General features: G+C 66.1%; 21 protein-coding genes. 12 read left to right on the forward strand and 9 right to left on the reverse strand.

Features of this window, described 5'->3' with window-relative positions; genetic code table 11:
• Positions 1-23: 23 nt before the first annotated feature.
• Positions 24-2,207 carry a molybdopterin-containing oxidoreductase family protein gene (locus FR943_RS10615; RefSeq protein ID WP_217156739.1) on the forward strand — a complete coding sequence of 728 codons (2,184 nt, stop codon included), beginning with the start codon at positions 24-26 and terminating at the stop codon, positions 2,205-2,207.
• 115 nt (positions 2,208-2,322) lie between these two features.
• A complete protein-coding gene (locus tag FR943_RS10620; RefSeq protein ID WP_217156741.1) occupies positions 2,323-3,858 on the forward strand; it encodes an aldehyde dehydrogenase family protein in 1,536 nt (511 codons plus the stop codon).
• A gap of 26 nt (positions 3,859-3,884) precedes the next feature.
• Here the strand turns inward: FR943_RS10620 and FR943_RS10625 are convergent, their stop codons facing one another.
• The 3 genes from FR943_RS10625 to FR943_RS10635 all read right to left on the reverse strand — a co-directional run bounded on the left by FR943_RS10625 (position 3,885) and on the right by FR943_RS10635 (position 6,703).
• Complete coding sequence (locus FR943_RS10625; RefSeq protein WP_217156743.1) at positions 3,885-4,580, reverse strand: TetR/AcrR family transcriptional regulator; 696 nt, start codon at positions 4,578-4,580, stop codon at positions 3,885-3,887.
• A 10-nt stretch (positions 4,581-4,590) separates the two neighbouring features.
• Positions 4,591-5,769, reverse strand: coding sequence for a cytochrome P450 (locus FR943_RS10630; protein WP_217158128.1), 1,179 nt, complete (start codon positions 5,767-5,769; stop codon positions 4,591-4,593).
• 148 nt (positions 5,770-5,917) lie between these two features.
• A complete protein-coding gene (locus FR943_RS10635; protein WP_217156744.1) occupies positions 5,918-6,703 on the reverse strand; it encodes an SDR family oxidoreductase in 786 nt (261 codons plus the stop codon).
• 160 nt (positions 6,704-6,863) lie between these two features.
• Here FR943_RS10635 and FR943_RS10640 point away from each other — a divergent pair, with 160 nt between their 5' ends.
• Positions 6,864-8,351 carry an aldehyde dehydrogenase family protein gene (locus FR943_RS10640; protein ID WP_217156746.1) on the forward strand — a complete coding sequence of 496 codons (1,488 nt, stop codon included), beginning with the start codon at positions 6,864-6,866 and terminating at the stop codon, positions 8,349-8,351.
• Here FR943_RS10640 and FR943_RS10645 read toward each other — a convergent pair.
• Genes FR943_RS10645 through FR943_RS10655 form a run of 3 tightly spaced genes read right to left on the reverse strand, consistent with a single transcriptional unit; the run spans position 8,335 to position 11,673 of the window.
• Positions 8,335-9,981, reverse strand: coding sequence for a medium-chain acyl-CoA ligase Mig (locus FR943_RS10645; protein WP_217156748.1), 1,647 nt, complete (start codon positions 9,979-9,981; stop codon positions 8,335-8,337). The genes FR943_RS10640 and FR943_RS10645 overlap by 17 nt on opposite strands.
• Positions 9,982-10,018: 37 nt before the next feature.
• Entirely contained in the window at positions 10,019-10,636 is a 618-nt protein-coding gene (locus tag FR943_RS10650; RefSeq protein ID WP_217156750.1) for a cysteine hydrolase family protein, read from the reverse strand.
• Entirely contained in the window at positions 10,633-11,673 is a 1,041-nt protein-coding gene (locus tag FR943_RS10655; RefSeq protein WP_217156752.1) for a Rieske 2Fe-2S domain-containing protein, read from the reverse strand. Before FR943_RS10655 ends, FR943_RS10650 begins: the two co-directional genes overlap by 4 nt.
• 157 nt (positions 11,674-11,830) lie before the next feature.
• On the opposite strand from FR943_RS10655, the gene FR943_RS10660 reads away from it, so the two are divergent.
• The gene (locus FR943_RS10660; protein WP_217156754.1) at positions 11,831-12,265 is read left to right on the forward strand and encodes a nuclear transport factor 2 family protein; all 435 of its coding nucleotides are present in this window, start codon (positions 11,831-11,833) and stop codon (positions 12,263-12,265) included.
• 20 nt (positions 12,266-12,285) lie between these two features.
• Here FR943_RS10660 and FR943_RS10665 read toward each other — a convergent pair whose 3' ends face one another.
• Entirely contained in the window at positions 12,286-13,212 is a 927-nt protein-coding gene (locus FR943_RS10665) for a TIGR03619 family F420-dependent LLM class oxidoreductase (protein ID WP_217156756.1), read from the reverse strand.
• A 78-nt stretch (positions 13,213-13,290) separates the two neighbouring features.
• Between FR943_RS10665 and FR943_RS10670 the strand changes: the two genes are divergently transcribed.
• Genes FR943_RS10670 through FR943_RS10680 form a run of 3 tightly spaced genes read left to right on the forward strand, consistent with a single transcriptional unit; the run spans position 13,291 to position 17,013 of the window.
• On the forward strand, positions 13,291-14,310 hold the full coding sequence (locus tag FR943_RS10670; protein WP_217156758.1) for an NAD-dependent epimerase/dehydratase family protein: 1,020 nt from the start codon (positions 13,291-13,293) through the stop codon (positions 14,308-14,310).
• The gene (locus FR943_RS10675) at positions 14,307-15,935 is read left to right on the forward strand and encodes a flavin-containing monooxygenase (protein WP_217156760.1); all 1,629 of its coding nucleotides are present in this window, start codon (positions 14,307-14,309) and stop codon (positions 15,933-15,935) included. Before FR943_RS10670 ends, FR943_RS10675 begins: the two co-directional genes overlap by 4 nt.
• On the forward strand, positions 15,928-17,013 hold the full coding sequence (locus FR943_RS10680; protein ID WP_246584965.1) for an alpha/beta hydrolase family protein: 1,086 nt from the start codon (positions 15,928-15,930) through the stop codon (positions 17,011-17,013). The genes FR943_RS10675 and FR943_RS10680 overlap by 8 nt, the downstream gene beginning before the upstream one ends.
• Here the strand turns inward: FR943_RS10680 and FR943_RS10685 are convergent.
• Complete coding sequence (locus tag FR943_RS10685; protein ID WP_217156764.1) at positions 16,996-17,604, reverse strand: TetR/AcrR family transcriptional regulator; 609 nt, start codon at positions 17,602-17,604, stop codon at positions 16,996-16,998. The two genes, FR943_RS10680 and FR943_RS10685, sit on opposite strands and share 18 nt — an antisense overlap.
• 68 nt (positions 17,605-17,672) lie before the next feature.
• On the opposite strand from FR943_RS10685, the gene FR943_RS10690 reads away from it, so the two are divergent.
• The 3 genes from FR943_RS10690 to FR943_RS10700 all read left to right on the forward strand — a co-directional run bounded on the left by FR943_RS10690 (position 17,673) and on the right by FR943_RS10700 (position 20,260).
• The gene (locus tag FR943_RS10690; protein ID WP_217156766.1) at positions 17,673-18,719 is read left to right on the forward strand and encodes a phosphotransferase; all 1,047 of its coding nucleotides are present in this window, start codon (positions 17,673-17,675) and stop codon (positions 18,717-18,719) included.
• Positions 18,710-19,087: a nuclear transport factor 2 family protein gene (locus FR943_RS10695; RefSeq protein WP_308170549.1), complete on the forward strand. Its 378-nt coding sequence runs from the start codon at positions 18,710-18,712 to the stop codon at positions 19,085-19,087. The genes FR943_RS10690 and FR943_RS10695 overlap by 10 nt, the downstream gene beginning before the upstream one ends.
• Positions 19,088-19,201: 114 nt before the next feature.
• On the forward strand, positions 19,202-20,260 hold the full coding sequence (locus FR943_RS10700; RefSeq protein ID WP_217156770.1) for a TIGR03857 family LLM class F420-dependent oxidoreductase: 1,059 nt from the start codon (positions 19,202-19,204) through the stop codon (positions 20,258-20,260).
• A 97-nt stretch (positions 20,261-20,357) separates the two neighbouring features.
• On the opposite strand, the gene FR943_RS10705 is transcribed toward FR943_RS10700, so the two are convergent.
• Complete coding sequence (locus FR943_RS10705; protein ID WP_217156772.1) at positions 20,358-21,854, reverse strand: acyl-CoA carboxylase subunit beta; 1,497 nt, start codon at positions 21,852-21,854, stop codon at positions 20,358-20,360.
• 135 nt (positions 21,855-21,989) lie between these two features.
• Between FR943_RS10705 and FR943_RS10710 the strand changes: the two genes are divergently transcribed.
• Entirely contained in the window at positions 21,990-23,045 is a 1,056-nt protein-coding gene (locus FR943_RS10710; protein WP_217156774.1) for an LLM class F420-dependent oxidoreductase, read from the forward strand.
• Positions 23,042-24,277 carry a cytochrome P450 gene (locus tag FR943_RS10715; protein WP_217156776.1) on the forward strand — a complete coding sequence of 412 codons (1,236 nt, stop codon included), beginning with the start codon at positions 23,042-23,044 and terminating at the stop codon, positions 24,275-24,277. Before FR943_RS10710 ends, FR943_RS10715 begins: the two co-directional genes overlap by 4 nt.
• The last annotated feature ends 40 nt before the right edge of the window (positions 24,278-24,317 follow it).

The following is a 24,317-nucleotide window of genomic DNA, read 5'->3' on the forward strand; positions in this document are numbered from 1 at the left end:
ACTCTTACAGTAACGTAGACCAAGTGACCGGGTGCAAGGCTGAGAACAAGGTGACGTTCTGCCGGATCTGCGAACCGCTGTGCGGCATGATCGCCACGGTCGAGGATGGCAGGTTGACCGCGCTGCGGCCCGACAAAGAGCACCCACTGTCGGCGGGATTCGCCTGTCAGAAAGGTATCGCGTTCGCCGAGGTGGTCAACGACCCGGACCGGGTGACCACGCCCCTGCGCCGCACCGGAGCCGGTTTCGAACCGGTCACCTGGGACGAAGCGCTCGACGATATCGCCGCCCGGCTCACCGCCATCTACCGGCGCCACGGCGCCGGCGCGCTGGGCTGGTACATGGGTAACCCCGCCGCGTTCAGCTACTCGCATCTGTTCGCCGCGATGACCTTCGCCAAGGGCATCGGCGGCGCGAGCCACTTCTTCTCCTCGTCCACCCAGGACACCAGCAGCCGACTGCTGGCCAACCAATTCCTTTACGGCGCACCGTTTCCGGTGCCCATCCCGGATCTGCTCCGTACCGATCTGCTGGTCATGCTCGGGGCAAACCCCGTGGTTTCGCACGGCAGCTTTCTGACCGCGCCGCGGATCAAGGACCGGATGCACGACATCGTCAAACGGGGCGGGCGGGTCGTTGTCGTCGATCCCCGGCGCAGCGAGACCGCCGCGCAGTTCGAATGGCTCGGCATCAGCCCCGACACGGACGCCTACTTCCTGCTTGCGCTGTTGCAGGTGATGTTCGACGAGGATCTGGTCAGCGCCCGCGCCAGGACCCAGGCCGACGGGTTGGCCTGGCTCCAGGCGCAATGCGCACCGTTCACGCCGGAGCACACGCAACGACACACCGGGGTCGAGCCGGACACGGTGCGCGAGTTGGCCCGCGCTCTGGTCGCCACCCCGCGCGCCGCGGTCTACGGCCGCCTGGGCACGTGCGTCGGGCGCAACGGCACGTTGACCACCTACTTGCTCGATGCGGTCAACCTCGTCGCCGGAAATCTGGACACCTCGGGCGGCAGTGTGTTCAGCACCCTCGGCATCCCCGGACAGAAGTGGGGTTCGATGGCGATGGGCGCCTCGCTGCGTCGTAGCTATCGCACCAAACGGACCCGCGTCGGCGGATTCCCGTTGGTGATCGGGGCCGAGCCCGCCGCCTTCATGGCGAAGGAGATGACCACGCCAGGCCGGGGTCAGGTCAAGGCGATGTTCATCGGCGCGGGCAACCCGGTGTTGTCGGTGCCGAACGGCCTGGAGTTGGAGGACGCCCTGGAAGCCACCGACCTGTCGGTCGGCCTCGACCTCTACGTCAACGAAACCACCGCGCACTGCGACTACGTGCTGCCGGTCACCACGATGTACGAGCGAGATGACTTCGCCGTCACGTTCCAGATGTTCCAGGCCACACCGTTCCGGCAGGCCACCGATGCGGTGGTGGCACCCCGGGGTCAGGCCCGCGCCGAGTGGGACATCGTCGTCGACCTGATCGGCCGGATGGCAGTGCGCACACCGGTGTTCGCCGCGATCCGGATGGCGGCCCGGCGTGCGGCGCGGCGCGGGAAGAAACTCAGTCCTCGTCCGATGATCGACATGATGATCCGGATGGCAGACGGCGGTGACCGGTTCGGGCTGCGCCGTGACGGGTTGACGTTCGACCGGCTGGCGCAACATCATCCGCACGGTGTGGTGGTGGCACCGAACATCCGCACCGGAGTGCTCGGCGAGGTGGTGGTGTACCGCAACGGCCGGGTCCGGTTGGCGCACGACGAGATCGCGGCTGAGATTTCCGCCATGTCGCAGCGCGCCCAGCCTGAAGGGTTCCCGCTACGGATGATCGGTATGCGTGAGCCGCGCTCGGAGAACTCCTGGCTGCACAATTCGCCATTGTTGATGCGGGGCAAGCGCATCAACAAGGCGCTCATGCACACTGAGGATGCTGCGATGCGTCGCCTCGCCGACGGTGACGAAGTGCGGGTCCGCTCGCCATATGGCGCGATCGACATCGCGGTGACGCTGACCGACGACATCGTCCCGGGCACCATCGCGATCCCGCACGGCTGGGGTCACAAGGGGACGGGCGGCTGGAAGCTCGCGAACCAGGCCGGCGGATCCAACGTCAACCAACTGATGTCGAGCGATCCCGCCGACATCGAGGCACTGGCCGGGATGTCCTGGCTGACCGGGGTGCCGGTGCAGGTGGAACCCTGCTGACCTTCCCCGCCTTCCGCGCCGAAACGGCATTCCGGCAGGCTGGTACTCGCACTTTCTCTGCTGGAATGCGATTTCGGCGGTGGTGGGGATTACTGTAAGTGTTACAGTTGCGCGCATGAGCGAAGTCGTGGACCAGGCCGTCACGAGTGTGGAGATCGGCCGACGCGCGGCCGGCCGGGCCGAGAAGCGCATGCTGATCGACGGCGAGCTGGTGGCGGCGGTGTCCGGCGCCGAGTTCGACAACCTCAGCCCGGCCACCGGCCTGCTACTGGGGACGACCGCGGCGGCGGGATCCGAAGACATGGACCGCGCGATCGGCGCGGCCCGGCGTGCCTTCGACGAATCCGACTGGTCGACCAACCGTGAATTGCGCAAGCGCGTGCTGGCCCAACTGCAGGACGCCATCGAGGCGGAAAAAGACGACCTGCGTGAGGAATTGATCGCCGAGGTCGGCTGCCCGGCGATGACGACGGAGAACGCCCAACTGGACTGGCCGCTGGCCGACGGGCTGCGCTACCCGGCCCGCCTCATCGACGAGTTCGAATGGGAACGCACCCTCGACGGTGGTGGGCTGTTCGGTGAGCGCAACGCCCGCACCGTGGTCAAGGAGGCCGTCGGAGTGGTCGCGGCGATCACCCCGTCGAACTTCCCGATCGAGGTGATCGTCAACAAGCTGGGGCCGGCGCTGGCGGCGGGCAATACCGTTGTCCTCAAACCCGATCCGAATACACCCTGGAACGCCACCCGGTTGGGACGGCTGGTCGCCGAGCGCACCGACATGCCACCGGGGGTGCTCAACGTGGTCCCGACCCCGTCCAACGAGGTGGCCGGACGGCTGGGCACCGATCCGCGGGTGGACATGGTGTCGTTCACCGGGTCGACGGCCGTCGGCAGACATCTGATGCGCGTCGGGGCCGACACCATGAAGCGAACCTTCCTGGAACTCGGCGGCAAGTCGGCGATGATCGTGCTCGACGATGCCAAGCCCGGCCACATCATCCCCGGGGCGATCGGCGCGTGCGTGCACGCCGGTCAGGCCTGTGCGGCCAACACCCGAATGTTGGTGCACCGCAGCCTGTTCGACGAAGCCGTTGCCAATGTGACGATGGCATTCGGTGCGGTCCCGGTGGGTGATCCGGCGTTGCCGACCACCCTGGTCGGTCCCTTGATCAGCGCGGCGGCCAAGCAGCGCGTTCTCGATGCCATCGACGGTGCCCGCCGCGACGGCGCCGATGTCGCGGTGGGCGGGGACGTGCCCGAGGGCTTGCCCGCTCATCTGGCCGACGGACATTTCGTCGCGCCCACCGTCATCGTCGGAGCCGATCCGGGATCGGCGATCGCCCAGGACGAGGTGTTCGGACCGGTTGTGGTGATGCTGCCGTTCGACGATGACGACGAGGCGGTGCGCATCGCCAACCACAGCGCCTTCGGTTTGGCCGGTGCGGTGATGTCGGCCTCCCCGGAACGGGCGATGGGGATCGCGCGGCGGATCAGGACCGGCGCAATCGGTGTCAATGGCGGGATGTACTACGGAGCGGACGCTCCGTTCGGTGGCTACAAGAACAGTGGTGTCGGAAGGCAGTGCGGCATCGAAGGGTTCGCGCAGTACACCGAGACCAAGACGATCGGGTGGCGGCTACCGCGCCAGTGACTTTTCCTCGCCGACAGTTTCCTTGGTCAGGAATTGTGGCAGAACGCCTCCGCGCGATCGAGGATGCTGTCCAGGATGTGGTCGAAGTTGCCGTCGTCGGCCATGCCGATCCGGTAGCCACGCCCGGGGATCGAGGCGATCAGTGGCATCGCCTCGGCGTCGATCACCTGTTCCCAGTATTCGCGCGGGAAATGCACCTCGGCTGAGCGGCTCTGCAGCCGCTGCAGCACTGCGGAACTCCGCACCAGCACCGCGACGGACGTATAGGTGTCGAAGGCCTGCTTGGCGGTGAGGCCGGCCGCCACCAGCGCGGCCACCGGCTGTTCGATCTTCTCCAGCGCGGTGCGCGCGGCCGGGATGTTCTTGGTGCCGCGGATCAGGATGAGATCGCACACGATCGGATTGCTCTTGAACATCTCGCGCATGCGGTGGGCATGGGCGCGGAGGGATTCGCGCCAGGTGCCGGCGTCGATGGCCAGGACGCTCATGTCGTACTCGAGCAGGACGCGTTCGGTCATCGCGTCGAGCAGCTCGTCCTTGCGCCGGAAATACCAGTAGATGCTGGTGACTCCGACGTCGAGATGACGGGCCAGCTGCGGCATGCTCAGGTTCTCGATCGACACCTCGTCGGCGACTTCGAAAGCACCACGCAGGATTTCGTCGACGCTGATCGACCCGCGTTCACGGCGCTGACGACCACGGGCGCTCGCGGGCCTGACCATGACTGTATCCCTATCGGATCGGCTCGAAGGTGACCGGGATGGCAGTGGGGGAGCGGAACGGCTGACCGAAGATGTGTGGATCGTCGTCGGTGACCAGCTTCAGATTGCGCACCCGCGACAGCAGGCTCTCCATGGCGACCCGGGTTTCCATCCGGGCCAGGTGCAGGCCCATGCAGGTGTGTTCGCCGGCGGCAAAGGTGATGTGCGGTACCCGTTTCCGGAAGATGTCGAACTCCTCGGGGCGCTCCCAACGGTTCTCGTCGCGATTGGCCGAACCTATGCAGACGTCGATCACCGCACCGGCGGGCAGCGCCACACCGTCGAGTTCGGTGTCGCGCGTGGTGGAGCGCTGCACGGTGGTCAGGGGCGTTTCGTAGCGCAGCCCCTCCTCGATGGCCGGCCCGATCAGCTCATGATCGGCGTGCACTGCGGCGAACTGCTCGGGGTGGGTGAGCAGCAGGTAGATCAGGTTGCCCGAAGACCGGTAGGTGGTCTCCAGGCCGGCCGGCAACAGCAGCCGCAGGAACGAGTAGATGGCCCCGTCGGTCAGCTTTTCACCGTCGATCTCAGCGGTGACCAGATCGCCGATGATGTCCTCGGTGGGCTTGGACCGGCGCAGGTCGATCTGGGCCAGGAAGTAGTCTTTCAGCGCTGCGGAGGCCTCAAAAGCACGCTTGTACTTGACGGTGTAGCTGATCAGCTCGACCGCGCGTTGACGGAACCACGGCAGATCTTCCTCGGGAAGCCCGAGCAGCGTGGAGATGACACGGGTGGGGAACTCGAAGGTGAAGTCGCGCACGAGATCGGCGCTGCCGGCGTCGATGAACTCGTCGACGAGTGACTCGCAGATCGGTCGGACGATCTCGGGTTCCCAGCGCTGCAGCGAACGCGACTTGAACGCGGCCGACACCAGGTTGCGGTGGTCGCGGTGGGTTTTGCCCTCCATCGCCAAGATGGTGGGACCGATGAACAGACCGATGGTGTGGTCGTAGATCTTCGAGTTGAACGACTTGCCGTCCCGGAACACGGTATTGACCGCGTCGTACGAAACGGCGGCGAATTGGTGTTCCGGCAGAAGGGATTCCGGTGTCTTGGACCAATCCATCACCGAGCCGCGGAACACGCCGTGCCTGGCCCGGTGCTGGGCGAAGAACGGGTACGGGTCACGGAGCAGGGTGGCGGTGTCCACGACGGGCTCGCCGACCGTTCCCTGCGATGCGAATTCCTGTACCTGGTTATCCACGGCTCACCCCATCACCATTTGCAACGGCACACTCACACTGATGAATATTACTGTAAATATTACAGTAACGAAATCTGCGCAGCTCTCACCCGTATCAGAGCGGGATCGGCGCACCATTGCTCATCGCCGCGATGAAGCCCCCGTCCACCTGGATGTCCTGTCCGTTGACCCAGCGCGCCTCGGGGGAGGCCAGGAAGGCGATCAGTGGCACCACGTCGTCGACGGTGGCGTGCCGCCCCACCGTGGAGCGCACCATGTCGAGCACGTCCTTGCCCATGGTCTCCTCGAAATCGGACAGGATCGGCGTCTCGACCGGACCGGGGCTGACGGTGTTCACCCGCACGCCGTACTTGCTCCAGGCCGGCCCCGCGATGCGTTTGACGAACAGGATCGCGGCCTGCTTGGAGGTGGTGTACACCGGGAACTGCGGATCCTGCCCGTCCTGCCACCGTGCCACCGCGTCGCCGTCGGTGAGTTCCAGTAAGCCGTCGAGGATGTCGAGGCGTTGTTGCCAGCCCAGCGCCGCTGTCGACGCCACCGTGACAATCGAGCCGCCGTGCCGCAGCAGCGGCAACATGCCCTCGGCCATCAGGCGCATGCCCAGGTAGTTCACCTTGAGCACGTCGGCCGCCGGCGCGGTGCCCGGCACCCCGGCGACGTGGGCGAGCATGTCCCAACCGTCACCGATCTCGCTCAGCAACCGGGCGATGTCGGCGGCGTCGCGCAGGTCGCACGTGGCGTGTTCGGAGGCCGGGGTGTCGCCGGCGAGCAGATCGACGGCGAGTACGTGATCGCCGCGCTCGTGAAAGTGCGCCGCGGTGGCCGCTCCGATGCCGGACCCGGCTCCGACGACGACGATTCTGCGTGAGCTTTCCGACATGTCCCGACCTCTCACTGAATTAACGACAGTAAGGACGACTGTAAACAATTCAGGCGGGCCGGACAATCGGCTTCGGCGTGCCTGGAGGGTGCTACCGTTAGCCTTACCGGAGGGACCTTCGGGATGTAGGTGAGGCGCGCCTGAGGACGGGACGGAATCGATGAGTGCGATCGAGGAGCGCGCGGCGGCGCCGCTGCAGCGCGACGAGTTGGATGAGCTGCTGAGTGCCCAGCGCCGGTCGTTCATCGCCGACGGCCCGCCCGATGTCGCGTTGCGCCGCAACCGGATCGACCGGCTGCTGGCCATGGTGCTGGACAACTCCGAGGACTTCGTCGCGGCCACCGCCGCGGACTACGGGTCACGTTCGCACTCGGCGGCGTTCTTCGCCGAGATCCTGGGCATGCTGTCGGTCATCGAGCACACCAGGGCCCATGTGCCGCAATGGATGCGTGCCACGAAGCTGATGCGCGCGGCCCAATTCGCGGGGTTACGCGCCGAGGTGCTGCCCAGCCCGCTCGGTGTCATCGGGGTGATCGGGCCCTGGAACTTCCCGATCCAGTTGACGGTGTTGCCGGCCGCGGCCGCGTTCGCCGCGGGCAACCGGGTGATGATCAAGATGTCCGAAGTCACCCCGCGCACCGCGGAGCTGATGGCCGCGACCGCGCCGAAGTATTTCGACCCCACCGAACTGCAGGTGGTGACCGGCGGCCCAGAGGTGGCCGCGGCGTTCGCCGGCCTGCCTTTCGACCACCTGTTCTTCACCGGCTCGCCGTCGATCGGCGCGCTGGTGGCGCGGGCGGCCGCGGACAACCTGGTTCCGGTGACGCTGGAACTCGGCGGCAAGAATCCGGTCGTGGTGGCCCCCGGTGCCGACATCGAACGGGCGGCGAGTCGAATCGCCCAGGGGCGCATGGTGAACGGTGGTCAGGTGTGCGTGTGCCCGGACTATGTGTTCGTGCCGGACGCGCAGGTGGACCGTTTCGTGACGGTGGCCCGTAAAACCCTGACCACCATGTTTCCCACCATCATCGGCAATCCGGACTACTGCTCCTCGGTGAACCAGGCCAACTTCGACCGGGTGGTCGGCCTGATCGCCGACGCCCGTGCGCACGGCGCCCGCATCGATTCCGTCGTACCGACCGGCGAGGTGCTCCCCGACCCGGCGTCGCGCAAGATCGCCCCGACCATCGTGCGTGACGTCGATGACCGGATGCAGATCGCCACCGAAGAGGTCTTCGGCCCGGTGCTCGCGGTGCGCGGCTACTCGGCCCTTGCCGAGGCCGTCGACCACATCAATGCCAACCCGTCACCGTTGGTGGCGTACTGGTTCGGTGCGGACGACACCGACTTCCGGTACTTCGTCAGTCACACCCGCAGCGGCGGCGTGGCGCGCAATGACTTTGCCGCACACATGATCCCGTCCAGTGCCCCGTTCGGCGGGGTGGGTCGCAGCGGTACCGGCGCCTACCACGGCAAAGCCGGCTTCGACGCATTCAGCCACTACCGCACGGTGGTCGGTACGGACCTGCCGTTCAGCATCACCGGCCGGGCGGCCTGGCCGTTCACCGGGTCGATGCGCCTCAGCGCGGACCTCAGCCTGCGGCGCGCCCGCAAGCGGACCGCCGCACGGCTCAAGAAATTTCGCTGACCGCCTGCTCGCGGGCCCAGCGGTAGTCGGCCTTACCGGCCGGGCTGCGCTCGATCCGCGGCCGGAACACCACAGCCTTGGGCAACTTGTAACGGGCGATGGAGGATTCGGCGTGCCGGATGAGTTCGTCGGCCTCCACTGCGGCGCCATCGGCCAACGCCACCACAGCCACGACTTCCTGCCCCCAACGCTCACTGGGACGGCCTGCCACCACAACGTCACTGACAGCGGGATGTGAGGCGATGGCCGATTCCACTTCCTCGGCAAAGATTTTCTCGCCACCGGAGTTGATGGTGACCGAGTCCCGGCCGAGCAGCTCGATGGCGCCGCTGTCCAGATGGCGGGCCCGGTCGCCCGGTGTCGCGTACCGCACGCCGTCGATCACCGGGAAGGTTGCCGCGGTCTTGGCGGCGTCGCCCTTGTAGCCCAGTGGCACGTAACCGCGTTGGGCCAGCCAGCCCAGCCCGTCGTGCCCGGGCGCGAGCACGGCCGTGAAATCCTCGGTGACAACACAGGTGTCGGGCCCGGCGTTGAACGTCCCGGTGGAGACGGCGCCCGGGGCCGACATGTGGCTCATCTGCGCGCCCGTCTCCGACGAACCGACCCCGTCGACCACCATCAGATTGGGCTTCGAATCGATCAACTGCTGCTTGACGTAGGGCGTCAGCTGGGCGCCGCCGTTGGCGACGACCGCGAGTGACGAGACATCGGCGGCGCCGCTCGTGATGGCGGCAACCAGGGGCCGGGCCATCGCGTCGCCGACCACCGTGGCCACGAGGACCTGTTCGCGCGCGATCGTGCGCACGATGTCGCCGGTGTCGAATCGGTCCACCACACTGGGGAATACGAGCGTCTGACCCGTGGTGATGGCAGTCATCGCCGCCCACTGGGCCGCGCCGTGCATCAGGGGCGGCAGGATCATCAGCTTGGTGCCGGGGTTCTCGGTTGCCCGGGTGGCGATCTCCTCGACCGAGGTGGCCTTGTCGCCGGTGACCATGTTGCGGCCGCCGAACGCGGTCATGAAGATGTCGTGCTGACGCCACAACACACCCTTGGGCATCCCGGTGGTACCGCCGGTGTAGAGCACGTAGAGGTCATCCGGACAGGGCTCGACCGGGGCCACGGCCGGAGCCGAGGTGTCGGTCACGATCGTCTCGTAATCCACTGCACCGTCCAGTAACTCGTTACCAGAGTCGTCGGCGATCTGGATCAGTACCCGAAGCTGCGGAAGGTCGGGCCGGATCTCGGCCACCCGTGGGGCGAACGTGGCGTGGTAGACGAGCGCCGTTGCGCCGGAATCGGCCAGCAGATACTGCAATTCGTTCTTGACGTAGCGGTAGTTCACGTTGAACGGGGCGACCCTGGCCCGGAACCCGCCGAGCATCGATTCGACATACTCCGGGCCGTTGAGGGCGTAGATGCCCAGCAGGTCCTGTCCGACTTCGTGGCCGGCCAGCGCATCGCGTTCGGTCTGCACACCCAGCCCGCGCGAATGCAGGTACGCCGCCAGTCGATTCGACCGGTCCACCACTTGGCGATAGGTGAGGCGACGGTCTCCCTGGACGATCAGCGGACGGTCACCGATCGTAGCGGCGACGGCTTCGGCGACAGCCGGGACGGTGAACTGCACGGGGCTCTCCTAAGGGGCGGGTGAGAAGGCGGTCGGGTCAGCGCTGCCAGGCGTGCAGCAGGTGGTCGGTGGTGGTGACGGTGGCCAGCAGGGACAGGGTGTTGTCGATGACCGCATCGGCATAGGCCGTCGGGATACCGGCCACTGCGTCGCGCGGCAGCACCACACGGTATCCGGCATTGACCGCGTCCATCACCAGATTGGTGATCGCGATGTTGACCGAGACGCCAACGGCCACAATGGTACTCACGCCGAGGTTGCGCAGGATGGCGTCCAGGTCGGTGCCGCCCATCGGGCCCAGCCCGTGCCAGCGGGCCAGCACCAGATCGTCGGGTTCCGGGCCCAATTCGGGAAGCAGGGTGGCGCCGGGGGTACCGGGCACGATGCCGACGTCGTTGCGGCCGATCGCGAAGATCTTCGCGTTGTGGTTGGAGCCCAGCCCGTCCGGGCGCCGCTGCACCAGACAGTGCACCACGTGCACCGACGCCGCGCGCGCCGCCGGAAGCAACCGGACGATGTTGGGCAGCGCCTCGCGGCGGGCTTCATCGGCCAGTGCTGCCAGGCCGGCGTCGGGGCCGACGACGGCTCCCTGGCATTCCTGAGTGACGATCGCGGTGTGTCCGGGTGCGACGAGCTCGCTCAGATCGGGTTTCATACGCCGGCGACAGCGCTCTCGTGCGGGGGGACTCCGCCGGGTGGGGTGGCGGGAACCTCGTAGAACTGCGTGGCCCATTTCCGCATGGCCATATAGGGTTTCGCGTCGATCTTGGCCAGCGGCGGACGTTCGACATACTTCTGGTAGCGCCAGATGTCGCAGTCCTCCCACACGGTCTTGAGGAACTGTTTCTCGACTTGCTTGCGGACCTGTTCGGGCGGGACATCGGAGGTCTCACCAGGGATTTTGGGCCACCAGATCGAATAGAACATGTCGGACACCTCGTCGTCGACCGGCGTGCAGGCGAAGATCAGCCGGTGGTTGGAGGATCCCTCGAACGCGCTCATGGCGAACCCGAGCCCGGAGAAGTGGCTGTGGATGCGCAGGGCCATCTTGTTCGGGTCGTCGCTGCGGGCGTCGGGCCAGCCGGTCAGGAAGCGCCATTCCTCGTCGACGTGTTCCCAGTGCAGGCACACCGGCGTCACGGTGGCCCCGTGCACGTAGCGGAAGTGCGAGCTGTCGGGCCCGTTCTCGGCCACGATCTGCGGGTGCACCGGGATCGCGTCGGCGCGACTGGAGAACTCCGGGTAGGGCCGGTAGTAGGCATTGGGATCGGTCTCGAACTGCGGGAACTTGTGGAAGATGTCGGGCAGCTCCCACTGCGGTTCTTTCCCGTCGGGCTGATACCACATGAAGATGCAGCCGTACTGTTCCTTGACCGGGTAGGACCGCAGCCGCAGACCGCGGTTGGGTTTGTCAGGCTGGTACGGGATGTAGGTGTTGTTGCCCTCGCCGCTCCAGCGCCAGCCGTGGAACGGGCACTCGATGCAGTCCCCGACCACTTTGCCGCCATGACCGATGTGGGCTCCCAGGTGCTTGCAGTGCGCCTCGAGTACATGCAGCTCGCCGGACTCGTCGCGGTAGGCCGCCAGATCCTCGCCGAAGTACTTCAACGCTTTGACGTCACCGACCTCGTACTCGGCTGACCAACCGATCATGAACCAGCCGGTGACTTTCCAGGTGAACGGCACTTTCATGCCCCGCTGCCTCCCTTTTCGGCTTCTCGCCTACGTTACGGAATAGCTTACAGTAGCTGTTTCTGGAGGGGAAGTGGGCAAGGGGTGGACGGTTCTGTCGGCTCGCAACTGAGGTGCTTACCGTATAGTGCACCGCAGCCGACCAGGAGGTGACCCGTTGTCCGACGACATCGAGGCGATCAAGCAGCTCAAAGCGCGTTACTGCCGGTACCTGGACACCAAGGACATCGACGCGTGGCGGGCATTGTTCGTCGACGATGTGGTGGTGAAACTCGACATGGCCGTCTCGACCTGCGGTGCCGACCCGCAGACTGCCCCACCGCTGAACGGCTTCGATGAATTCTTCCCGGTGGTCTGGGGCGGAGTGGAAAACGCGGCCACAGTGCACCACTGCCACACCCCGGAGATCATGTTGACCTCCGACACCACGGCCACCGGGGTCTGGGCCATGGAGGACATGTTGTTCTTTTCCGACGGCGGTGAGCTGCACGGCGCCGGGCACTACCACGAAACCTACGAAAAGCGCGACGGCACATGGCAGATCACCAGCCTGCACCTGACCCGCACGTTGCTGAAGTTCAAGTCGGCCTGAGCTGCGATACAAACGCGGCCCTAGATGCCGTGTGCTGCACCAAGATTCATGGTTTCGCCGAAAGCCTTGAGGTAGTCGAGTGCGGCCCGCGGGCTGGTGCCGTCCGTGTGGACCAAGGCCCAAGTGGCGCCGTATCCGGCCAGCTCGGCCAGTACCTCACGGGCATGCCGTAGCGACGCGTCGTCCGCGAGGTCAACCGGCGGGCACACCACCTGGATGTCCACCGACGACGGGTCGCGGCCGGCATCGGCCAACCGCCGCCGGAGGCGCTGCACTGCGGCGCCGAATTGGTCAGTGTTCTCGATGGTCGCGGTACGCATCGTCGCGGCCATATCGGTGGGCGCGACGATCGGCATCCACCCGTTGCCGTGCTCGACCACCCGGCGGATGGCGGCGGCGCCGTTTCCGCCGATCCAGATCGGCGGGTGTGGTCGTTGCTGGGGGCGTTGCAGCCAGACCGGCCCCACTGCAGCGAAATCCGCCCCGGTGACCGGTGTTTCAGGTTCAGACCAGATCGCGCGCAGCGTCGCCAGTGCCTCGTCGAGCAGTTCGGCGCGCCGGTCCATGCTGACACCGACCGCGGCGAACTCGGAGCGGAGATAGCCGGCCCCCACTCCGGCGATCAATCGGCCACCCGAGACCAGGTCCAGGCTGCCGAGCGCCTTGGCGGACAGATACGGGTTGCGGAAGGCCAGCACGTACAGATTCGTCATCACGCGGATCCGCGAGGTTGCCGCGGCCATGAAACTGAGCGCCGCGATCGGGTCCAATGTGTTGTGTCCACCGTTGTGGCGCCACTTGACCGACGGGGCCGGATGTTCGCTCAGTGCCACCGCCGAGAAGCCTGCCGCCTCGGCCTCGGTGGCGATGGCCCGGATGACCTCGGGTTGGAGGAAATCGTCAGGTGCGGTAGGTAGTTCGCTGGGATATTCCAGGGTGTACTTCATCGATCTCCCGGTTTCGGCACCATACTGAAAGCTTTACCGTAACATCCATAGCCGATCGTCAGACGGGATGGAGTTGCGATGGATCGCCGGCGAAAAGTGCTCGTCATGGGTGCCAGCGGGAATGTGGGCGCGGGTGTGACCCGCCAGCTTGTCGAGCGCGGCGACGACGTGCGGGTACTGCTGCGCCGAAGTAGCTCGACCAAGGGGATCGACGGCCTCGATGTCGAGCGCTGTTACGGCGACATCTTCGACACCGAGGCGGTGGCCGCGGCGATGGCCGGACGCGACGTGGTCTTCTACTGCGTCGTCGACACCCGCGCGCATCTGTCCGACCCGGCGCCGCTGTTCTCCACCAACGTGGAAGGCCTGCGCAACGTGCTCGACGTGGCCGTGGACGCCGACCTGCAGCGGTTTGTGTTCCTGTCCACCATCGGCACGATCGCGATCAGCGACGACGGCACCACCGTGGACGAGGACACCCCGTTCAACTGGGCCGGCAAGGGTGGGCCGTATATCGAATCACGGCGCCGGGCCGAAGACCTGGTGCTGTCCTACGTCCGAGAGCGCGGACTGCCGGCCGTGGTGATGTGTGTGTCCAACCCGTACGGACCGCCGGACTGGCAGCCGCGTCAGGGCGCACTCGTCGCCATGGCGGCATTCGGCCAGTTGCCCGTCTACGTGCGCGGCGTCGGCTCCGAGGTGGTCGGGATCGACGACGCGGCGCAAGCACTGGTCCTGGCCGCCGAGCACGGCCGGATCGGCGAACGCTACATCGTGTCGGAAGGCTATATGTCTCAGCGGGACATGTTCACCACGGCCGCACAGGCCGTGGGTGCCCGGCCACCGCGGTTCGGAATCCCGATGGCCCCGTTGTATGTCGCGGGATGGTTGGCCGGCCTGTCCAATCGGTGGTTCGGCACCGATTTCCCGATGAATCTGACGGCAGCACGTCTGATGTGGCTCACCTCGCCGGCCGATCACGGCAAGGCGACCCGAGACCTCGGCTGGAAGCCGGCACCGACCGCTGAATCGATCGCCCGGGCCGCCCAGTTCTACGTCGACCGGAAAAACCGCAACGAGAAGGTCATCGATTTGTGAGCGCCCAGGATTCAGACTTCGCCTTTGACGTCGTAGTCGTCGGTGCCGGGTTCTCCGGCCTGTACGCGCTGCACCGGCTGCGGGAAGCGGGCCTGCGGGTGCGGGTGCTGGAGAAGGCCGATGCCGTCGGCGGGACGTGGCTGGTCAACCGGTACCCGGGTGCGCGCTGCGACATCGAGAGCATCGAGTACTCCTACAGCTTCAGCGACGAGATCCAGCAAGAGTGGGTGTGGACCGAGACCATGCCGGCCCAACCGGAGATCGAGGCCTACCTCAACTTCGTCGCCGACCGACTCGATCTGCGCCGAGACATCGAGTTCGGCACCGAAGTCGGGGCCATGACGTTCGACGAGTCCACCGCGCAGTGGGCGCTCGAGACCGTCGCGGGCCAGACATGGCACGCCCGGTTCGTGGTGGCGGCCACCGGCATCCTGTCCGTCCCGCTGGAACCCGACATTCCCGGGATGGGCAGCTTCGCGGGTACGTCTCTGTTCACCAGTCGCTGGCCTCGCGAGGGCGTCGACCTGACGGGCAAACGGGTCGGGGTGATCGGCACCGGCTCCACCGGCGTGCAGGTGATTCCGGTCGTTGCCCGAGAAGCGGCCCACCTCACGGTGTTTCAACGTTCCCCGGCATTCACCCTGCCGTGGCAGGTGCGGGCCTTCGAACCGGGCGAGCTCGACGCGCTCAAGGCCGACTACCCGCAGATCCGCGCGGCGCAGCGCGAGCATCCGGTGGGGGCGGCGCGGCTGAGTGCGTTCTCGGTGCTGCTGGAGATGCTGGCGCGGCCGCCGGTGAAAACGGCCACGCCCGAAGACAAACAGCGTGCGATCGAGGAGCACGGTGTGATGGGGGCACTCAACTGGGGTGACCTCTTCTTCGACATCGAAGCCAACCGGATGGCCACCGAGCTCTACGGGCAAGCCGTGGCCCGCATCGTCACCGATCCGCAGACCGCCGCATCGCTGACCCCCAGCCACCCGTTCGCCTGCAAGCGGCCGATCATCGATCAGGGCTACTACGAAACGTACAACCGGGACAACGTCACCCTCGTCGATCTGCGCAAGGGCGGCATCCGCGAAGTGACGGCCGCCGGAATCTCCACCGAGCAAGGCGATGTGGATCTCGACGTGGTCATCTACGCCACCGGGTTCGACGCCATGACCGGCGCGCTGAGCCGGATCGACGTGCGTGGCCGTGACGGGCTGGTGTTGGGGGAGTACTGGGCCAAACAGGGAGCGCTGTCCTACCTGGGGCTGGCGGTGGCCGGCTTTCCCAACTTGTTCACCATCCAGGGCCCGGGAAGTCCTTCGGCGGCAACCAATTTCGTGGCGGCCATGGAGCAGCACGTGGACTGGATCGCCGACTGCATCGGATACCTGAGGGACGGTGGGTACCGCAGCATCGAAGCGACGCCGCAGGCGCAGACCGAATGGATCGAGCACACCACGGAACTGGTGGCACCCACCGTCCTGGTGCACCCCAGCTGCAACTCCTGGTACAACGGCGGCAATGTGCCCGGCAAGAAGCGGATGTATCTGGGGTACACGGCCGGCATCCCCGAATACCGACGCCGCTGTGACGAGATCGCCGCCGACGGCTATGCCGGATTCGCTCTTGCCTAGGGCCGCCCGCATCGTCTGGGAGCTTGGTGGTGTGCTGCCCCGCTCGCTCGGTGCGCTCGTCGGAGCGGGGGACTGGCGTGCGTTGTCGGTGACGGGTCTGCGTCAGCTGGGCGAGGTCGCCCTCGACGAACTGGTGGTCACCGGAATGACCCTGGCGGGTCCACCGCCGCAGTTGCCGCGGCCGCTGAGTGAGTATGTACGGGCCGCCGACGAACTCGGCGCACTGGGTATCGACGGGGCGCATCCGCGTCCGGAGGCCTTGCAGGTCACACACATCCGGCCGCGCCGGTTCGGTGCCCTGACTTTCGAAGAGCTCGTCTTCGACCATGAACCGACGTTGCCGGACTCGATTCTGGCCGACGGCCACGGCGGTCCGGCGACGGCCCGGGTACGGCTGTATCGCAGCGGCGACGAGGTGCGGCCCTGGCTCATCTGGGTGCACGGCGCCGGGCAGGGCGATTCGATGGATCTCCTGGTCGCCCGGGTGCGGCAGTTACGTGAGCTCGGGTTCAACGTGGCACTGCCGGTGCAGCCCGGCCACGGGCCGCGGCGCCGGTCCTGGCCGGAGTACCCCGCTCGCGATCCGCTGGCCAACGTGGCCGGGATGATGCGGGCGGTCTCGGAGGTGCGGGCCCTGATCGGCTGGCTGGAACCGCAGGCATCGTCGATTGCAGTGGCTGGGCTGTCACTGGGCAGCGCTGTGGCGGCGCTGGTTTCGCATTTGGATTCGCGTGTGGGTGCGGTCGCGGTCTACACGCCGATCCTCGGTCTCAACACCATGATCGGTCTGCACCTGGGCCGCTGGGGCGCTGCCGGGCGGACCGCCGGGGCTCAGCTGCAATCGGAAACGGTGACGGCGTTGACCTCCGTGGTGGACCCGCTGGCCACTGTGCCGCGGGCCGAGCGACGGCTGATCGTCGGGGCCTGGCATGACCGGATGGCGATGCGGGACTCGGCGCTGGCATTGCATGAGCGCTGGGGCGGTGAATTGCACTGGCATGACGGCAGTCATGTCGGGCACCTGTTTTCCGGTGGGGTGCAAGAAGTCACCGAGCGGTTCTTAACGACCGTAGCTTGACGTGATACGGGCACGCACACAGTTGATCTCGAGGTCGAGATCGTGGTCTTCGGGTAGGACCACCCATTGGAAGGCGATGCCGAAGATCGATCCGGTGATGTCCCGCAGCGCGATGTCGACGTCGATGTCGGGCCGCAGAGAACCGTCGGCGATACCGGCGCGCAGACCGGCTTCGATCTTGACGGCGGCCCCGGCCAATTGGGCGCGCACGCCCTCGCGCAGTGGTGACGTGGTCTTCACCGCCTCGAATGCCGAGACGAACATTGCGCGCGTCACGGCGGCATCCTCGTTGTGAATCTCCTGCACGCGGTCAAAATGCGCCAGGATCTGCTGCAACGCGGTGGCTCCCGGTTCGGGGTCGGGGTTCAGCCGCGCCACATAGACGGCCTGGAAGGCGTCGAGAATGGCGTCCTTGCTGCCGTATCGGGCGTGCACCATGGCCCGGCTGTATCCCGCCCGTCGTCCAATCTCAGCGGCAGTCGTTGCTTCCCAACCCTTCTCGACGATCAACTCGGCAGCGGCCTGCAGCAGTCTGCGCGACGACTGCTCTACGCGCTCTGGCTGAGTGAGGCCCTGGGCTGGAGAAGGCACCCTTGCATATTAGACGGTCGACAACTAACTTAGTTGTTCAGCGTCAAATTTCTCTGCGGAGGTCAACGATGACATCGGTCGCAGTACCTGTTTCCGAGCCGGTGCCCACGGGCATCGAGGAGGTCACCGCGCCCTGGCTCAGCGAAGCCCTGGGCATGCAGGTGACGGCCGTACGGGCCGAGCGAATCGCCTTGGACACCGGTTTCTCTGCCGCGTTGTATCGGATCCATCTGAGTGGAACAGATGATGTGCCAAAGACTTTGGTCGTCAAGCTGCCCGCCGACTCGCTTGCGCGTGGCGGGATGGAAATGCTCGGAGGCTATCAGCGCGAGTTGCACTTCTACCGGCACGTCGCACCAAACGCGCCCATCGCCACGCCGCACTGCTACGTCTCGCGGATGTCCGGCCCGGATTTCGTACTTGTCCTCGAAGACCTGCAGGATTGGGAGAACGCCGATCACCTGGTCGGATTGTCGCTCCCGCAAGCCCGGCTCTGTATCCAGCAGTTGGCCGGTCTGCACAGGTGGTCGACGGGTATCGACGGTGCGGTATTGCAGGAATTCCCGAGCATCGACAGTTCCCTGACGCGAGAATTGTTCCTGCCTGCCTTCGCGCCCGGGTGGCAGCTCTACCGGGACCACACCGGACAACCGGTGCCCGACGCGGTCGCTGCGTTCGCCGAACGGTTCGCAGACCTGGCGCCCGCCGCGCTCACTGCGCTCTCGGCTCAGAACATGTTGTTGCACGGAGATATCCGCGCCGACAACATGTTCTTCCGCGATGATGCACTCAAACTGGTCGACTTTCAGCTTTCGGTGCGGGGCGCGGGGGCAGCGGATATCGCCTACCTCGTCAGTCAGGGGCTGCCCGCCGATGTGCGCCGCGGCCACGATGAGGAACTGCTGCGCGAATACGTCGGCCAGGTCGACGGGTACTCGTTCGACGAGGCCTGGCGGCATTACCGGCTCGCGACTGCCCTGCTGATGTACATGCCGGTGGTCGCGCTGCTGACCTGGGACGCCGCCCCGGAACGATCCAGGCAACTATGTCTGACACTCATCGACCGGGCAATCGCAGCCATCGAAGACATCGACGCCCTGGAGGTATTTTCGTGAGGACCGCGCGCGAAGTGGTCGAGCAGTACAACTGGGTGGTCTGGAACGAGAAAGACTTCACCCTGGCCGATGAACTGTTGGGCGAGACCGTCACCCGCCATGATGTGGGCGAGGCGCAGGTACTCACCCATGAAGAGGCGGTCAACCGGGTGATCGATCACTGGGCGATGTTCGAGACCATCCGGTTCGACCTGAACCTGGTCGTCGCGGGTGACGACGGCGAGCACGTCGCGATCGTGTACGAATCCCCGATGACGTTCCCCGACGGTAATGCCATGACGGTCAGCAGCATGGAGATCTTCCGCGTCGTCGACGGCCGCATCGTCGAAGTGTGGAACTGCGGTTACAAGCAAGGCGTATGGGAGTGAGCCGGTTTCCAGGTCGGCCCGATCGGCTCCTCGCTGCGGGCCGGTCTTGCTACGTTGTTGCCGTTCAACACCGTGGTGCGACGACTTAAGAGATTGTGAACAAAGGGGTTTCGAATGTCAGAACCAGTTCTCGACGAACTCGGCTACTACCTGCTGGCGGGCGCCGGCGGCGAAGGCCCGGCAACGCTGATGGATGAGGCTCGCCGCGGCGAAGAACTCGGCTTCGGCACCGCGTTCATCTCCGAACGGTGGAACGTCAAGGAAGCGTCCTCGCTGGTCGGCGCTGCCTGCGCGGTGACCGAGCGGATGCAGATCGCCACTGCGGCAACCAATCACAACACCCGTCATCCGCTGATCACCGGATCCTGGGCCACCACGATGCACCGGCTGTCCCGGGGCCGCTTCACCTTGGGCATCGGCCGCGGCGTCGCCGCGATGTACAACGCATTCGGGGTGCCGGCGGTGACCACCGCCCAGATGGAGGATTTCGCGCAGGTCATGCGCAAGCTGTGGCACGGCGAGGTGGTCTTCAACCACGACGGGCCGATCGGCAAGTATCAAGTCCTGTTCCTCGACCCGGACTTCAACGAGGACATCCGGTTGGCGATCGTGGCGTTCGGCCCGCAGACCCTGGCGCTGGGCGGGCGCGAGTTCGACGAAGTCATCCTGCACACCTACTTCACCCCCGAAACGCTGCAGCGCGCGGTGAAGACCGTCAAGGAGGCCGCTGAGCAGGCCGGCCGCGATCCCGACAGCGTGCGGGTCTGGTCCTGCTTCGCCACCGTCGGCGATCATCTGCCCGAGGAGCTGCGCCTGAAGAAGACCGTGGCCCGCCTCGCGACCTATCTACAAGGCTACGGCGACCTGCTGGTCAGCACCAACAACTGGGATCCTGCTGTGCTGCAACGGTTCCGGGAGGATTCGGTTGTCACGTCGATTCCCGGAGGCATCGACCACAAGGCCAGTGCCGAGCAGATCGAGCACATCGCCACCCTGATTCCCGACGAGTGGCTGGAACCGTCGGCCACCGGATCGGCCCGGCAGTGTGTGGACCGCATCCGCAAGGAGTTCGACTACGGGGCCGACGCGGTGATCATGCACGGGGCCACCCCCGACGAGCTCGAGCCGATCGTCACCGAATACCGGGCCACCCGGGCGTCGTCGGAAAGCTGATCTGGTAACGGCGCACACTCGATCGGCGTGAGCGTGCGGAAAATGCTGCCCGCGAGCGGCGTGTCGGGGGCAGACGCGCACGCTCGCGGTGCGGCGGCTAGGGCATGATCAGGGTGCGGGACACCGGTTCGGCGACCTCCTGGCGGCTGAAGATGCCGTGCTGCAGGGTAACCAGCAGCGCGTTGCGGGTTTCCTCCGGCGAGATGAGCTCGTCGAAACCGAGGTGGCCCGCCGACCGGAACGACGCCTCCAGTTCCATCCGCTTGAGCACCTCGGCATAGTCCTCGCCGGCGTGGGTGGCGGCGCTGAGCGCGGCCGCGCCCATCGCGCCCATGGTGGCACCGGGATAGGCGAACGTCGCCAGCTGGTCGTCAAACCCCAACAGCGACATGACCATCGAACCGAAACCGAACGCCTTGCGCAGCGTCACATGCAGTTTGAGCGTGGTCGCCGAGGTCTGGGCGGCGAACATCCGGGCACCGCTGCGCAGCACACCGCTGCGTTCGGACTGACTGCCCGGCAGCATGCCGGGATTGTCGGCCAGGAAGATGATGGGCAGGTGGAACGAATCGGCCACCGTGATGAAGTGGGCGGCCTTGTCGGCGGCGTCGGCGTCGATCGAACCGGCCAGCACCTGCGGTTGATTGGCCACCACCGCCACCGGATAGCCGCCGAGATGGGCGAGCGCGCAGATGATGGCCCGCCCGAACTTCGGCTGCACCTCGAACCAGTCAGGCCGGTCGAAGATCTCGTCGAGGACTGCACGCATATCGTAGATGTGCCGGTTGTCCCGGGAGATGATGTCGAGGATCTCCGGGGTCGGCCGGGGACCGGCGGTGTCGTCGGCCAGCCGGGTCGGCGGATAGGACCAGGCGCTCGACGGGAAATAGGACAGGTAGCGCCGGATGTCGTCGATCACCGTCTCGTCGTCCTCGGCGTAGTTGTGGATCACGCCACTGGGCAGCGCCACGCCCGGGCCACCCAGGTCCTCCTTCGAAATATCTTCTCCGGTGGACTCTTTCACCACCGGCGGCCCCGCAGTGAAGATGGCGCCCTGCCGGCTCATGATCGTGAAGTCACACACCGGGGCCACCAGGGCGCCGTGACCGGCCGACGGACCCAGTATCGCCGACACGGTCGGCACCTTGCCGGAGCACTTCGCCTGCGCGATGAGGTCGGTGGGGGTGCGTCCATAGTGCTCACCGCTGGGGCGAAAACCCGCCCCCTCCAACAACATCACCAGCGGGATCTTGTTGCGCAGCGCCAGCTCGGCGAGCCGGTACCGCTTGGCATTGCCGCCGGGGCCGATGCTGCCGGCCAGCGTGGTGAAATCCTCGGCGCCGACCATCACCGGGGTGCCGTCGATGCGTCCGGAACCGGCGACCAGACCGTCGGCGGCGATGTCGCCGCCCACCAGAGTGCCGAATTCCTGGAACGTGTCCGGGTCGAGCAGACGGGCGATGCGGGCGCGGGCGTCGAGCTTGCCCTTGCCATGGTGCTTGGCCAGGCGCTCGGGACCGCCCATGCCGAACGCATGCTCACGCCGACGGGTGAGGTCCTCGAGCGTTTCCTTCCACTCGGGGGCGTTCGTCATAATCTCTCCACTTCTCGTGCCGACGGTTGGCTTGTAGCCTAACCCCCGTTGACCATACTGAATTGCTTACTGTAGCGTCGATGGGGTGGTGCGGTTGTGCGTGGGCGGACGATTCGGCAAAGGCGTGCAAACGCGATGAGCAACTCTGATTGTCGCGGTCTCAAAATCGACCGTGGAATCCCCAGCCTGCTCACCGAGGTCGCCGACACAGCGCGTGAGCTCGAAGCTCAGGGCTACGACGGGTGCTTCACCGGCGAAATCAACCACGATCCGTTCCTGCCGTTGACCATCGCGGCCGAACACACCACCCGGATCCAACTCGGCACCAGCATCGCGGTCGCTTTTGCGCGCAGCCCGATGACCACCGCCCAACTGGGCTGGGATCTGCAGACCTTTTCCGGCGGACGTTTCATCCTCGGCCTGGGTACCCAGATCCAGCCGCACATCGAGAAGCGCTTCAGCATGCCGTGGAGCCATCCGGCCCGCCGAATGCGGGAGTACATCGAAGCGCTGCACGCGATCTGGGGTTGTTGGCGCGACGGCACCAAGCTTCGGTTCGAGGGCGAGTTCTACACCCACAAGATCATGACGCCGATGTTCACCCCGGAGCCCTCGGACCTGCCGCACCCGAAGGTGTTCCTGGCCGCGGTGGGTGAGTTGATGACCGAAGTGTGCGGTGAGGTCGCCGACGGCCTGCTGGCGCACGCCTTCACCACCCGGCGCTATCTGGACGAGGTGACCCTGGCGGCGTTGCAGCGCGGGCTGGATCGCAGTGGGCGTGACCGCGGCGAAGTCGAACTGTCCTGCCCGGTGTTCATCGTCACCGGTGCCGACGAGCAGGAGATGGCGGCCGCCTCGGTGGCCACCCGCAAACAACTTGCCTTCTACGGCTCGACGCCGGCCTACCGCAAGGTCCTGGACCTGCACGGCTGGGGTGAGCTGCACACCGAGTTGCACCGGCTGTCCCTGGCCGGCGAGTGGGACACCATGGGCACCCTGATCGACGACGAGGTGCTCGCCGCTTTCGCCGTGGTGGCACCGCTGGCCGAACTGGCCGGGGCCCTGCAGCGACGCTGCGCCGGCGTCATCGACCGTGTGCTACCCGGATTTCCGGCCGCCGTGTCCCCGCAGACCGTGAACGCGGTGCTGCGTGAACTTCGTGAATCCCCGCAGTTGAGGAGCAACGTATGACCGTCCGCACCATCGATGACGTCGCCAAGATGTTCGCTGATCCGTCGGCGTACACCGACGAGGCGACATTCCATCAGGCCCTGACCCACCTGCGCGCGAACGCCCCGGTGTCCTGGGTCGACGTGCCGGACTACGCGCCGTTCTGGGCAATCACCAAGCACGCCGACATCATGGAGATCGAGCGCGCCAACGACATCTTCACCAACTCGCCGCGCCCGGTGCTGGTCACCCGCGAGGCCGACGAGCAGCAGGCCGCCATCGGAATCCGGACCTTGATCCACACCGACGATCCGCTGCATCGCGACCTGCGGGCCATCGGTGCCAACTGGTTCCGGCCGAAGGCCATGCGCGCGTTGAAGGATCGCGCCGATCAGCTGGCCAAGCGGTTCGTCGACAAAATGGTCGACGAAGGACCGGAATGCGACTTCGTGCAGCAGGTCGCCGTGAACTATCCGCTCTACATGATCATGACGCTGCTCGGTGTACCCGAGTCCGACTTTGCGTTCATGCTCAAGCTCACCCAGGAGTTGTTCGGCAGCGACGACGACGAGTTCAAACGCGGCACCAGTATGGAAGAGCAGGGCATGGCGCTGCTCGAAATGTTCCAGTACTTCACCGAACTGACCGCCTCGCGTCGGGCGAATCCGACCGACGACCTGGCGTCGACCATCGCCAACGCCACGCTCGACGGCGAGCCGCTCTCCGATATCGACACGGTCTCCTATTACGCGATCGTCGCCGCGGCCGGCCACGACACCAGTAGCGCCAGCATTTCCGGGGGTATGCTCGCGCTGCTGCAGAACCCGGACCAACTGGCCCGGCTGCAGAACGACATGAGCCTGATGCCGCTGGCGGTCGAGGAAATGGTCCGCTGGACGACACCGGTCAAAGAGTTCATGCGTACCGCGCAGGAGGACTACGAGATTCGCGGTGTCCGCATCGCGAAGGGCGAGTCGGTGCTCCTGTCCTATGTCTCGGGTAACCGCGACGAGGACGTCTTCGTCGATCCGTTCCGCTTCGACGTCGGGCGAGATCCCAACAAGCACATCGCATTCGGATACGGAGTGCATTTCTGTCTCGGCGCCGCGCTGGCCCGGATGGAGATCAACAGCTTCTTCTCCGAGCTGCTACCGCGGCTGCGCTCGGTAGAGCTCGCCGGCGTACCGGAGCACATGGCCACCACGTTCGTCGGCGGGCTCAAGCACCTGCCGGTGCGGTACTCCCTGCGTTAGACGCCGAGCAGACGTAAAACTGCCCCTTTTCATGCGAAAA

Origin of the sequence: [Mycobacterium] fortunisiensis (genome assembly GCF_019050325.1) — a bacterium.
GTDB classification, from domain to species: domain Bacteria; phylum Actinomycetota; class Actinomycetes; order Mycobacteriales; family Mycobacteriaceae; genus Mycobacterium; species Mycobacterium fortunisiensis.